This is a genomic window from Rhodococcus sp. DMF-1 (assembly GCF_021441945.1).
Taxonomy (GTDB): Bacteria; Actinomycetota; Actinomycetes; order Mycobacteriales; family Mycobacteriaceae; genus Rhodococcus; species Rhodococcus ruber.
Genome location: NZ_CP090442.1, coordinates 44,419 through 57,165, shown reverse-complemented (window position 1 = coordinate 57,165; position 12,747 = coordinate 44,419). Strand labels below are relative to the sequence as shown.

Sequence of the window (12,747 nt, the reverse complement as noted above, 5' to 3'; positions counted from 1 at the left end):
CTGCCCGCCCGGGACTATCCGGCCCCTCCGCTCCGGTCGACGAAGACCTCGTCGACCGGACGCCGCGACGTGGTCGGCAGCCCGCGGGCGCTGCGTGCCCCCAGCCGGATCACCACCTGAGGGAATCCTGCGACCTCCCCGGTCCGTGCCGTCGCCGTGCGCACGATGCCCCGGCTGGCCTCGATCTCCGTCACGTGGGTGAGCGGGCACGTCGCCAAGTGCGCCGCGGTGGCTTCGAGCAGCACCGCAGACATCGCCTCCCCGGCCCGCAGCCAGTCGATCCGTTCGTCGCTCCGGGTGCTCAGGACCGCCAGCGCCGACGCGTCCACCTTCGGCTGCACGGTGTCCAAATTCCCTGCGCCCGTGGGAAATCGACGCGCAACGTCGACGTCCCCGGCGGCTTCGTCGTCGAGCAGTGCGGATGCCGGAACGCCGGTGTCGCCGGGTTCCGCGCGACCGGTCCACCAGGCCAGCTCCTGCCGGTAGGCGTCGTCGCCCTCGCGGATCGCCGTACTCAGTTCCGACGCCCGCGCGAGATCCGAGCGGGCACCGGCGTCGAGGATCGACAGCGATGCACCCTCCCGGCGGGCGGCGTTCTCCAGGTCCACCAGGCTCTCGCGCAGGGTCGTGGGCGCTGCGAACGGCCGCCGGTCGGTGTGCCGGGCGTCGATCGCGAGGGCGAGGGCTGCGTCACGGGCGTCGACCGTGTGCGGCCGGTCGAAGTCGAGCACGGCCAGCAGGTCCGGCCGCGACGGATCCGGAAGCCGGGTCACCGTGGGGATCCACGACGCGGCGGACAGCGCCACGCGGACGTGGTGCAGCGCCGCACCGCAGCCGAGGAGCAGCTGCCGGCCGCCGGGATCGGTGCGACCGAGCATCCGCTCGGCCACGGCATACAGTTCGAGTCGTCCGCCCGTCCACTCCCAGCGCCACGGCTGGCTGTTGTGCAGGGACGGCGCCCGGCACGCCGACTCGACCGCATCGCGGATCGTGGCGACGTCCGGCCGGATCTCAGTGACCATCGCTGTCTCTCCCCCAGCCGCTCGACTCGACCGCCTGCCGCCCCACGGACTCGACGATCTGCGCCGCCCAGTTTCCGATCGCGTCCCAGTCCCGGAAGTCCCCGGTACGCCCTCCGGTCATGCGGGCGACCACGCGTTCGCCGGCACCGAGGACCTCCGGATCCAGCTTCCCGGCGAACATCCGGTGTTCCCGCGCGCCGGTGCGCTCCGACGCGTGCGACGCGTCGTACGGCCTGTTCACGGGCCGGTCCTGATCGCCGATGGGGCCCGAGGAGAACAGGAAGACCGCGCGCTCCCGCAGGGCGCCGGCATGCCGATCGACGAAGGTCTTCGCGGGGTGCAGCCAGTGCCCGAGGTAGACGGCGCTGCCGAGGACCACCGCGTCGTAGCCGTCCACGGCGTCGACCTGCTCGGGGGCGACGACGTCGACGCGCGCTCCCTTGTCGCGCAGGGCGGCCGCGAGAGCCGTGGCGATCTCCGTGGTCGAGCCGTGCCTGCTCGCCGCCGTGACCAAAATCCTCATCTGCGTCCTCCCCGGCCCAGGTTATTCGATGATCGCCCGGCGGGCACGCGGTCGGCCAGAGTCGAAGGACCCGCGCACAGGCCCCGCAGCGGCGTCCGGCGGCGGGGGCGCTGCGCCGATCGCCGGCGACAGGCACAGGGGGGCGACCGGGTGGCAGAGTGGTCTGACGGACGCCGCCGACGCGCGCGGAGAACACCAGGGAACCTGCCGGAACAGGAGTCGGACGCATGACCATGCCGCCCAGGATCGACACGGTCGAGGAATCGGAACGCAAGTACACGGTCGGGCACGGGCAGCAGCTGCCGGACCTGTCGGGCCTGCCCGGCGTCGACGCTCACCCCGAACCCGAACTGCAGCAGCTGTCCGCGCGGTACTACGACACCGACGACCTGCGGTTGCTGCGCGCCGGGATCACCCTGCGCCGCCGTGAGGGAGGGCACGACGCCGGCTGGCACACGAAGCTCCCCGCCGGCACCGACACCCGGACGGAGGTGCGCTTCCCGCTGGGCGACGACACCGACCGGCCCCCGGCCGAACTGCTCGCCCTGTTGCGCGGGGTGCGCCGTGCGCGTCCCGTCACGCTCGCGGCGGCGCTGAACACGCAGCGGTGGCGCCATCGCCTGATCGACGAGGAGGGCCGGGTCCTCGCGGAAGTCGTCGTCGACGACGTCTCGGCGACGCGGGAGGAGGGCAGCGAACCGCAGCAATGGCGCGAGATCGAGGTCGAGCTCGCGTCGGGCGGCACCGAGCTGCTCGACGCCGTCGAGGAGCGGCTGACCGAAGCCGGAATCACGCGGGCACCGAGTCCTTCCAAGTTGCATCGGGCGCTGGCCGATCTGCTGCCGGCCGAGGAGCAGGTGCCCGGTCCGGCCGGACACCTGCGCGATTACCTGCGCGGCGAGCTGCGCACCCTCGAACTCGCCGAGATCGGCGTGCGCCGGGACGCTCCGGACTCCGTCCACAGCATGCGCAAGGCCCTGCGCCGGATCCGCAGCGCGCTGCAGACGTATGCGGGAACGTTCGCGATCGACGACGGCCTGGTCGAAGAACTGCGTTGGACGGGAAGGAAACTCAGCCCCTCGCGGGACCTGGAGGTGCAGTGGGAACGCCTCGTGGGCCGCATCGCGGAGGTGCCCGTGGAGGCGCAGCGTGAGGCCATCCGCGCCCGCGTCGACGAGTACTTCTCCGCCCGGTCGGACGCGGCGCGACTCGAGGCCGTCGCCGCCCTCGACTCGGACCGTTACGCGGCTCTGCTCGAGGCGCTCGACACACTGATCGACGGGCTCGCGGCGGGGACGGTCGGGTCCGGCGCCGGCCGGGAGGCACGGCAGGTCCGCCCGAAGGATCTCGACCGCGCGCTCGCGCGTCTCGCGAAGAAGGTCTCGCGCCGGGTGCGTCACGCCGGGGAGGCCGCGACGCACGCCGAGCGGGACGAAATCGTCCATCGGGCCCGCAAGGGCGCCAAGCGGATGCGCTACGCCATCGAGGTGCTGCGGCCGCTGCACCGCAAGCGCGCCGAACGCGCCCTCGATCACTTCGACGACTTCCAGGATCTGCTCGGCGAGTTCCAGGACTCGGTGGTCGCGCGCGAGCACCTGCTCGAGATGGTGTCCGAGCAGGAGCACACCGCCGAGTCGAGCTTCGGTCTCGGGATCGTCTACCAGCGCGAACTCGAGGTCGGCGAGGAGCAGGTCGCGCACCTCGAACGTGCCTGGAAACGGGCGCGGCGAGCATCGAAACCCCTGTGGAGGTGAACCACCCGCGTCCGGGTCCTTCTCCCCTGGCCGACCACCGCCGCGAGGGGGCATGCTGAGCCCGGACGACGGAAGGAGACGCCCGTGAGCACCCACGGAGAGATGCGGGCATGGCGGGTCGACCGGCCGCGGCCCGCGGCGGAACACCCGCTGCGGCCGGTTCGGGAACCGATCCCCGAACCCGCTTCCGGGGAACTGCTGGTGCGAGTCCTCGCGTGCGGGGTGTGCCGGACCGACCTGCACGTGAGCGAGGGTGACCTGCCGGTGCACCGGCCGCACGTCGTCCCCGGCCACGAGATCGTCGGCGAGGTGGTCGGCGGCGACGTCGGCACACACCGGGTCGGCGACCGGGTGGGCATCCCGTGGCTGCGCAGTACGTGCGGCCGGTGCCGGTACTGCCTGCGCGGGGACGAGAACCTGTGTCCGAACTCCACCTACACGGGCTGGGACGCGGACGGCGGATACGCCGAATATGCCACCGTTCCTGCCGCTTTCGCCCTCCCCCTACCGTCCGGGTACTCGGACGCCGAACTCGCCCCGCTGCTGTGCGCCGGCATCATCGGCTATCGGGCTCTGGAGCGTGCCGACGTTCCGGAAGGCGGCGTGCTCGGTCTGTACGGCTTCGGCGGCAGCGCCCACCTCGCCGCGCAGGTCGCTCTGGCCCGGGGTGCGCGCGTGCACGTCATGACCCGCGGCGAGACCGCCCGGCGGCTCGCTCTGGACCTCGGTGCGGCCTCGGCTCAGGGCGCATACGACGCGCCGCCCGAGCCGTTGAACTCGGCGATCCTGTTCGCCCCCGCCGGGGAACTGGTGCCCACCGCGCTCGCCGCACTGGACGCCGGCGGCACCCTCGCGGTCGCCGGCATCCACCTCAGCGACGTGCCGCCGCTGAACTATCAGCAGCATCTGTTCCGCGAACGGCAGGTGCGCAGCGTCACGGCCAACACCCGCTCCGACGCACGCGAATTCCTCGGCTTCGCGAACGAACACCACCTGCACGTCACCACCACCGCGTACGGGCTCGACCGGGCCGACCGCGCGCTCGAGGACCTGTCCGCGGGCCGTTTCGGCGGCGCGGCGGTCCTGGTTCCGTGAAACACTCGTCCTGCGCCCCGAGCGCGGAAGAACGCACCGAGAAGGAGAACGAATGAGCACACTTGCCAACCGGAATGCCGTCGTAGCGGGCGTGGACGGTTCCGCCGTCGCCACGAGTGCGGCCCGGTGGGCGGCCGCCCTCGCCGCGCGGCTGGGAGCGCCCCTGCACCTGGTGCACTCGCTGCCCAGTGAAGGGATCTTCTACAGCGAGGCCGCGGTGCTCATCCAGTCGCAGATGGTCGACCAGCTCCGGGAGGACGGCGAAGCGATCCTGGCGAGCGTCACCGACGTGATCCGCTCCGACCATCCGGATCTCGAGGTGCAGGGCTTCATGGGGCCGGGCCCCGCCGCCAACTCCCTGCTCGAGGCCGCCGAGGACGCCCGGCTCGTGGTGATGGGCGCCACCGGCGCCAACGCCGTGGAGAACTTCCTGCTCGGCTCGACCGTGCTGCGCGTGGCCAACCACGCCCCGTGCCCGGTGGTGGTGTGGCGCGGCGACACCGAACGTCCGCTGCCGGACACCCGTCCCATCGTCGTCGGCGTCGACGGCAGTGAGCTGTCGACGGCGGCGGTCGGGCACGCCTTCGAGTACGCAGCCCTGTTCGGTGTACCGCTGGTCGCGGTGCACTCGTGGATCGGCGACGCGGCACTCGGCGTCGGCACGGTCGCGACGCTCGTGGACTGGGAGGCGGTGGGCGAGTCCGAATCCGCGGTCCTGGCCGAGACTCTCGCCGGCTGGCACGAGAAGTTCCCCGACGTGGAGGTCCGCCGCGTCGTGGACCGGGGTCCCGTCGCCAAGGTGATCCTGCGGCAGCTCGAGGACGCGCAGCTCGTCGTGGTGGGCAGTCACGGTCGCAGCCAGTTCACCGGGGCGCTGCTCGGGTCGGTGAGCCAGAATCTTCTGCACAACGCGCCCTGCCCGATCATGATCAGCCGCAAGAAGTGACGACCGTCCGGTGCCGCCCGTCCCGGGGCGGCGCCGGGCTCAGGCCGTCGCGGTCCCGAATGCCAGACCCACCGCGTACGTCACGATCATCGCGAGCGCACCGCCGATCACGACGCGGGACATCGCCCGCCCGCGCCGCGCCCCACCGAGCCACGCGCTGACCGAGCCCGTCAGGGCCAGCGCCACGAGCACCGACACGAAGGTGACGGGAACCCGCAGGTCCGCCGGCGGCAGCACGATCACGAGCAGCGGCACGAGTGCGCCGACGGTGAACGCGACCGCCGACGAGAGCGCCGCGGCCCACGGATTCGCCAGCGCCCCGGGGTCGATACCGAGTTCGACCTCGGCGTGTGCAGACAGCGCGTCGCGCTCGGTCATCTCCTTCGCCGCGGTGCGCGCCGTCACCCTCGACATCCCCTTGCCTTCGAGCAGCGCGGTCAGCTCCTCGAGCTCGGCGTCCGGCATCTCCTCGAGCTCGCGGCGTTCCTTGTGCAGCAGCGCCCGCTCGGTGTCCCGCTGCGCGCTGACCGACACGTACTCCCCCAGGGCCATCGACACCGCACCCGCCGCGAGGCCGGCGAAACCCGCTGTGAGAATGGTCGATTCGTCGGTGGTGGCGGCAGCGACACCGACGACGAGACCGGCCGTGGAGACGATGCCGTCGTTCGCGCCCATGACGCCGGCGCGCAGCCAGTTCAGTTTCGCCGAGATGCCGCCGGAATGCGGTTCGACGTCGGCGTGGCTGAGCGAGGGATCGGTCGACATGCCCTCAGGCTAGGGCGATTCCACCCGTCGCGGTAGCAATGCGAGCCTGTCCTTACCACGGCCGGGGGCCGAGTTCCCGTTCGAGCCACGCGCCGTCGGGAAGGCTGTCGCCGCTCGTGTCCACGACGCGCGCCGTGGGCCATTCGTCGCGCACGTGGAGCTGGTCGTCCAGGACCGCGGGCGTGGCATCCGACGCGTCGCCGCCCCGCTCACGCCGGGCCACGATGCGGCGGACCAGCACTGCCGGGTCCGCCCGGCACTCGATCTCGACGAGGTCGGCGGTCGCGGCGGCGGCGACCGCCCGCGCCGCCTCCCGCCGGGGCTCGGTGAGCCACGTCGCGTCCAGGACGACCGACTCGCCGTGACCGAGGGCGACGGCGGCGCGGCGCAGCAGCTCGTCGTAGGTCTCGTCGGTGTGGGCGGCGCTGTAGAGCCCGGCACCGACGGCGGCGGTGGCATCGGCGGTCGGGGCGAGACCGGCCAGTTCCTTTCGGACCACATCGCTGCGCAGCACGGTCGCGCCCAGGTGCTGCCCCGCCAGGTGCGCCACGGTCGTCTTGCCGGTGGCGGACAGACCCCCGACGACGACGAGCCGGACGCGGCCCCGATCGAGGTTGCGCCGGGTCTGGTCCAGCAGCGCGAGCGCGCTGCCCCGGGAGTGCTCGTCGCCCTGCTCGTGCCGCAGCGCGGCGACCTTCGCCCGGACCACGGCCCGGTACGCGATGTAGTGGTGCATCAGCGACGACGGGAACGCGTCGGCAGAGAACTCGGCGTAGGCGGGCAGCAGTTGCCGCGCCGCCGCCTCACCGCCGAGCCGTTCGAGGTCCATCGCGAGGAAGGCGATGTCGAGAGCGGCGTCGCCGTAGCGCAACCGGTCGTCGAACTCGAGACAGTCGATGATCCGGGGGCCGTCGTCGAGGCAGAAGATGTCGTCGGCGAGCAGATCCCCGTGCCCGTCGACGGCGCGCCCCGCGGCGATCCGCTCGTCGAGCAACCGCTCGCGGCCCGCGAGATAGCGGCCGGCCATGTCCCGGATCGCGGTGAGCAGGTCCGTCGCCTCCGCCCCGACGGGCAGCCGGTCGAGGTGATCCAGGCTCTCCCGCCACAGTCCGCCGAGGAACTGCGCCGTGGCACACTGGTCGATCGCCGGCTCGTGCGGCGACGCGGCGTGCAGGGCGGCGACCTGCCGCGCGACGGCGGTGACGACCGCGGCGACGGGCTCGCCGCGCTGCACCAGGGCGGCGAGGCGACGGTCGTCGGGCAACCGGCGCATCTCGACGAGGTGCTCGCACACCAGACCGTCGGGCCCGTGCACGTCGGCGACGCCGAGGTAGACGTCGGGGGCGAGACGCCGGTTGAGTTCGACCTCACGGTGGCAGGCCCGCTCCCGCGCCTGCCGGGTCCGGTTGTCGAGGAACCCGAGGTCGAGCGGCTTCTTGAGCTTGTGCACGCGGCCCCCGACGAAGAACACCACGGAGGTGTGGGTCTCCCGGATCGCCGCGTACGCCGGTTCGGATCGGTCGGTGCCGGTCACGGAGTTCCTCCCCGATGAAGCCTGTCGAACTTCGGTACGTTGCCCACCTTGCCTCAGCGTGGACCGGATCGCGCGCCGGCAGAAGTGCCGAAGGTCTCTCGTGTGGTTGCGCCGGAGCGGGCGGCCGATCCGCGGTACGTTTCATTCGGACTATCCGGGAATGGGGAGACATGAGCACGAACGGGCGGGACTCGGACATCGGCGGGCACCCGACGGTGGTTCTCACCGAGACGACGACACCGATCGAGCGCAGGTTGATCTCGCACTGGCTGCGGTCGGACGAGGTGCCGGCAGAGTACCGCGCGGACGGGCCGGTCGAGGAGATGGACCTCGACCCACGTCGTCTCGCGCAGGATCTCGTCGGCCGGGACGACGATCCCCTGGTGCTGCCCGTGGGAGTGGTGTGGTTGCCGGAGGCCCGCGACGGCGAGCGGCGGGTCCGGTTCTCCGACATCGTGGCGCTGACCAACCCGCGCAATCCGAACCGGTTCCTGCAGAAGTGGCTGGTCGGGCGTTCCCCCGACCGATTCCGGATCGTCCTCGCCGAGCCGGCACGGCTGAGCGAGTTGCGGTCCCGGCACCTCGCCGAGGACGGCGATCCGGCACCCGAGTCGTTCGCCCGGTTCGTGACCCACCGCGCGGTGGTGGGTCTCGATCGCGCCGAGCGGGCCGTCATCGGCGACCGGTACAAGGTGCCGAAGCTGGTGGCGGAGCAGATCATGGATTCGGCGTCGTTCCGGCGCCGGCTCGACGCGATCGGCACCGAGCACAACATCGCGCCCGAGGAGGTGCGGGCACGCGCGACCTCCGCGCTCGGGGAACTCGTCGCCGTCCAGTCCCGGCTGGTGACGGACCTGTTCACCGAGATGATGCGGCCGCTGCACTCCGCGGCGTGGACCGTGCACGCCGATGAAACGGGGCTGCGGAGTCTGCGCGACCTCAACCGCCGCTACCCGCTGGTGTTCCTGCCGTCGCACCGGTCCTACGCGGACGCCTTCGTGCTCGGCGACGTGCTGGCCCGGAACGACTTCCCGCGGAACCACCTCATGGGTGGCGCCAATCTGACGTTCTGGCCGATCGGTCCGATCGCCCGGCGCACCGGCACCGTGTTCATCCGTCGCAGCTTCGGTGACGACGCCGTGTACAAGGCGGCGCTGGAGGAGTACTTCGCATATCTGCTGACGAAGCGGTTCAACCTGGAGTGGTACTTCGAGGGGGGCCGCACCCGCACCGGCAAACTCCGCTCGCCCCGCTACGGCCTGCTCAACTACGTCGCGAACGCGATCCGGGGCGGCCGGGTGGAGGACGCGATGCTCGTGCCGGTCTCCATCACCTACGAGGGGCTCGCCGAGGTCGCGGCCGTCGCGGCCGAACAGACCGGCGCCCAGAAGAAGCCCGAGGGTCTGGCCTGGCTGGCGAGGTACGCGCGCAACCAGCGACGCCGCGCAGGCAACGTGTACGTGCGGTTCGGGGAACCGCTGTCGATGCGCTCGCAGCTCGCCGCGAGCGGGGACCCGGAGCTGTCCGGCGAACCCGCCGCGGACGAGACCGAATACACCGAGCGCAGCCGCAAGGCGCTGCAGAAGGTCGCGTTCGAGGTGGCCGTGGGCATCAACTGCCACACCCCGGTCACCGTGAACTGCCTGGTCACGCTCGCCCTGCTCGGTGTCCGGGACCGGGCGCTGACCCTCGACGAGGTGCGGGCGGTCATCGCACCGGTCCGCCGGTACATCGACGCCCGCGGGATACCGCAGGGCGAACTCGACGTCCTCGACGTCGAGGGCGGCCTGGAGAACGTCCTGTCCGCGCTGAGCGATGCCGGCGTCGTCACCACCTACGCCGGTGGGGACGAGCCGGTCTACTCGATCCAGCCCGGGCAGCACCTGGTCGCCGCGTTCTATCGCAACAGCGGCGTGCACTGGTTCGTCAACCGCGCCCTGATGGAGCTGGCGGTCCTCCACGCGCACGCCAATCCCGACCTCGACCCGGTGCGGGCGGCGTGGGAGGAGGCCAAGGCGGTGCGCGACCTGCTCAAGTTCGAGTTCTTCTTCCCCGACCGGGACCGGTTCGAGGCCGACATGCGCGACGAGATCGCCCTGCTGATGCCGTCCTGGCGTGACGCCCTGCCGGATGTGGAGCTGGCGCTGACCGCGCTGCTCGAAACCGGGTTCTTCATGGCGCACCGCGCGCTGCGGTCCTTCTTGGACGCGCAGCTCGTCGTCGCCGAACGCCTTGCCCGGCGTGACCCGGCCCTGCAGGTCGACCGCAAGACGTTCCTGGACGAGTGCGTCGCCGTCGGCCGGCAGATGCTGCTGCAGGGCCGGCTGTTCGGGCCCGAGTCGGTCTCGTCGGAACTGTTCGCGACGGCGCTGCAGCTTGCCGCCAACCGCGGGCTGCTGGAACGTGGAGGCGACGAGATCCGGCAGCGACGGGAGGAGTTCGCGGCGCAGCTGCTCGCGGTGGGTGAGCGGGTCCGGCTCGCCGAATCTCTCGACGTATCCAACAGAAAGGCGGAGCGGTGATCCTCGAGGAAGCGCTCGAGCGGGTGCGAACCGGGCCGAAGGGTCCGGAGATCGCGGCGTTCTTCGATTTCGACGGCACGATCGTCCACGGCTTCTCCGGCCTGCACTTCTTCCGCGACCGGTTGCTCGCCGGGAAGGTCGGCGCCGCCGAACTCGCCGCCACCATGCTCAACGGTTTGCGTGGCCACGACACCGAGGCGGACTTCGAGCGGTTCGTCGCGGTGGCGTTCAAGGCGTGGGGCGGGCACACCGAGGACGAGCTGTACGAGATCGGGCGCCGGTTGTTCGCGTCCACGATCGCCGGCCACATCTATCCCGAGGCGTGGCAGCTCATCCGGGCGCACCAGGCGGCGGGGCACACGGTGGTGATCGCGTCCTCGGCGTCGCGCTACCAGATCCAGGCGACGGCGGATGCGCTCGGCGTCGAGCACGTCCTGTTCAGCCCGCTCGAGGTGCGCGACGGGGTGCTCACGGGTCGGGTGGACGGAAAGTCGTTGTGGCGCAGCGGCAAAGCGCAGGCCGTGGCGGCGTTCGCCGAGGCGAACAACATCGATCGCGAGCAGAGCTACACGTATTCCAACGGGGGCGAGGACGCCGACTTCCTCGCCACGATGGGCAATCCGACGCCGACCAACCCGGACCGGAACCTCGAGCGCACCGCCGCCGCGCAAGGCTGGCCGATCCTGCGATTCAGGCCGCGCGGAACGCCGGGCACCAAAGAGGTGGTCCGCACCCTCGCCGCGTACGGCGGCCTGTTCGGCTCGGTGTGGACCGGTGTCGGCCTCGGCCTGCTCAACCGCAACAAGAAGGTGGCGCTGGACTCGATCGCCACCCTGGCGGGCGAGGTCCCGCTGGCCCTCGCCGGCATCGATGTCGACATCCGGAACGAGGCCAACGCCTGGTCACAGCGTCCCGCGGTCTTCATCTTCAACCACCAGAGCCAGCTCGATCCGGTGATCATGGCGCGGGTGCTGCGGCACAGCTTCACCGGGGTCACGAAGAAGGAGATGGCGAGCGACCCGCTGTTCGGGCTGGTGCTCCGCTTCGTCGGGGCCGCGTTCGTGGACCGGGCCAACACCGAGCAGGCGAAGGCGGCACTCGGTCCCGTGGTCGACACACTGCGCGAGGGCACCTCGGTGATCATCGCGCCGGAGGGCACCCGCTCCCTGACCCCGGAGATCGGCCGGTTCAAGAAGGGCGCGTTCCACATCGCCATGCAGGCGGGCGTCCCGATCGTGCCGGTGGTGATCCGCAACGCCGGGGAGGTGCTGTGGAAGCACTCCACGGTACTGCGGCCGGGAACCGTCGACGTGGTGGTTCTCGACCCCATCGACGTGAGCGACTGGACGCTCGACGAGCTCGGCGCGCGGGTCGCGGAGGTGGAGGACCTGTACCGGAAGACGCTCGCGAATTGGCCCGCATGACCGATGCGGGTGAGAACGGGGACGCGGCCGTGGGAGAACACGACCGCACCCCGGGCAACGGCAACGGCAACGGCAACGGCAACGGCGGAATGTCGCCGACCCGGCGCCGGCGCCTCAAGTGGCTGCTCGGACTCGTGCTCGTCGTCGTCCTCACCGTCGAGGTCGTCCTCGTCTGGCCGGAGCTGAAGACCAGCGTCAGCAACCTCTCCGACCTGCGCTGGTGGTGGGTGGGCGCGGCAATCCTGGCCGCACTGACCGAGATGTCGAGCTTCGCGCGCGTGCAGCGCACCCTGCTGTCCGCGGCCGGGGTCACGGTGACGCAGCGCCAGTCCCTGTCGGTGGCGTACGCCGCGAACTCGATGAGCGTGACCCTGCCGGGCGGCCCGGTGGTGGCCACCACCTTCACGTACCGGCAGATGCGCAAGTGGGGGGCGAGCCCCGTCGTCTCCACCTGGCAGCTCGTGATGGCCGGTCTGCTGCAGGCGGCAGGACTGGCACTGCTCGGCATCGTGGGCGCGCTGCTCGTGGGCGCCACCACCAACCCGTTCTCGCTCATCTTCTCCCTCGGCGGGTTCGCGGCGTTCGTCGTGCTCGTGCAGTACGCGGCCAGCCGGCCCGATGCATTCGAATCGATCGGCATCATCGCGCTGCGCGGCGTCAACCGCCTGCGCAAGAAGCCGGCACAGGCCGGTGCCCGGGCCTGGAAACGCATCGTGGCTCAGCTGCGGGCGGTCCAACTCGACCGCACCCACGCCGCCCGGGCGTTCGGCTGGTCGCTGTTCAACTGGCTGTGCGACGGCGCGTGCCTCGCCTTCGCCGCGTACGCGATCGGCGGCAAGCCCAGCCTGGCCGGCATCGCCGTCGCATACGCCGCGGGGACCGCCGCCAGCCGCGCGATCCCCCTCCTGCCGGCCGGGCTCGGCGTGATGGACGCCGTGCTCGTGCCCGCGCTGACGGCCAGCGGAATGACCGGCGCGCAGGCCCTGTCCGCGGTCGTCGTGTACCGGCTGGTGAGCTTCCTGATGATCGCGGCCATCGGCTGGGTGATCTTCGCCCTGCGCTACCGCGGGGCCCCGCCGGACGAGGAACCGGGCCCCGAACTCGACAAGCTGTGGCAGGACTGAGCCCCGCTCCGACACGCCGTGCCCGTCCGCCCGGATCA

At 71.6% G+C, this 12,747-nt stretch carries 10 protein-coding genes; 6 read left to right on the top strand and 4 right to left on the bottom strand.

The genetic code is table 11. The features are described from left to right. Nucleotides 1-14: 14 nt before the first annotated feature. Both LZP97_RS00320 and LZP97_RS00315 read right to left on the bottom strand, forming a co-directional pair. Nucleotides 15-1,022, bottom strand: coding sequence for an Acg family FMN-binding oxidoreductase (locus LZP97_RS00320; protein ID WP_010593924.1), 1,008 nt, complete (start codon nucleotides 1,020-1,022; stop codon nucleotides 15-17). Continuing rightward, a complete protein-coding gene (locus LZP97_RS00315; RefSeq protein WP_026137801.1) occupies nucleotides 1,012-1,545 on the bottom strand; it encodes a flavodoxin domain-containing protein in 534 nt (177 codons plus the stop codon). Before LZP97_RS00315 ends, LZP97_RS00320 begins: the two co-directional genes overlap by 11 nt. 227 nt (nucleotides 1,546-1,772) lie before the next feature. Here LZP97_RS00315 and LZP97_RS00310 point away from each other — a divergent pair, with 227 nt between their 5' ends. From LZP97_RS00310 to LZP97_RS00300, 3 genes are all read left to right on the top strand, one after another. Next, nucleotides 1,773-3,299 (top strand): CYTH and CHAD domain-containing protein, encoded by a 1,527-nt coding sequence (locus LZP97_RS00310; protein WP_010593922.1) that lies wholly within the window; start codon nucleotides 1,773-1,775, stop codon nucleotides 3,297-3,299. 102 nt (nucleotides 3,300-3,401) lie between these two features. Continuing rightward, nucleotides 3,402-4,394: a zinc-binding alcohol dehydrogenase family protein gene (locus LZP97_RS00305; protein WP_026137802.1), complete on the top strand. Its 993-nt coding sequence runs from the start codon at nucleotides 3,402-3,404 to the stop codon at nucleotides 4,392-4,394. 52 nt (nucleotides 4,395-4,446) lie between these two features. Next, entirely contained in the window at nucleotides 4,447-5,340 is an 894-nt protein-coding gene (locus LZP97_RS00300; protein WP_010593920.1) for a universal stress protein, read from the top strand. A gap of 39 nt (nucleotides 5,341-5,379) precedes the next feature. Here LZP97_RS00300 and LZP97_RS00295 read toward each other — a convergent pair whose 3' ends face one another. Together LZP97_RS00295 and LZP97_RS00290 are read right to left on the bottom strand one after the other, a co-directional pair. Then, complete coding sequence (locus LZP97_RS00295; RefSeq protein WP_010593919.1) at nucleotides 5,380-6,105, bottom strand: VIT1/CCC1 transporter family protein; 726 nt, start codon at nucleotides 6,103-6,105, stop codon at nucleotides 5,380-5,382. Between the two features lie 52 nt (nucleotides 6,106-6,157). Next, the gene (locus LZP97_RS00290) at nucleotides 6,158-7,639 is read right to left on the bottom strand and encodes a bifunctional aminoglycoside phosphotransferase/ATP-binding protein (protein ID WP_040274103.1); all 1,482 of its coding nucleotides are present in this window, start codon (nucleotides 7,637-7,639) and stop codon (nucleotides 6,158-6,160) included. A 170-nt stretch (nucleotides 7,640-7,809) separates the two neighbouring features. On the opposite strand from LZP97_RS00290, the gene LZP97_RS00285 reads away from it, so the two are divergent. The 3 genes from LZP97_RS00285 to LZP97_RS00275 are packed head-to-tail and all read left to right on the top strand — an operon-like array spanning nucleotide 7,810 to nucleotide 12,709. After that, nucleotides 7,810-10,161, top strand: coding sequence for a glycerol-3-phosphate 1-O-acyltransferase (locus LZP97_RS00285; protein ID WP_010593916.1), 2,352 nt, complete (start codon nucleotides 7,810-7,812; stop codon nucleotides 10,159-10,161). Then, nucleotides 10,158-11,585 (top strand): HAD-IB family hydrolase, encoded by a 1,428-nt coding sequence (locus tag LZP97_RS00280; RefSeq protein WP_010593915.1) that lies wholly within the window; start codon nucleotides 10,158-10,160, stop codon nucleotides 11,583-11,585. Before LZP97_RS00285 ends, LZP97_RS00280 begins: the two co-directional genes overlap by 4 nt. Next, entirely contained in the window at nucleotides 11,582-12,709 is a 1,128-nt protein-coding gene (locus tag LZP97_RS00275; RefSeq protein WP_200903449.1) for a lysylphosphatidylglycerol synthase transmembrane domain-containing protein, read from the top strand. Before LZP97_RS00280 ends, LZP97_RS00275 begins: the two co-directional genes overlap by 4 nt. The last annotated feature ends 38 nt before the right edge of the window (nucleotides 12,710-12,747 follow it).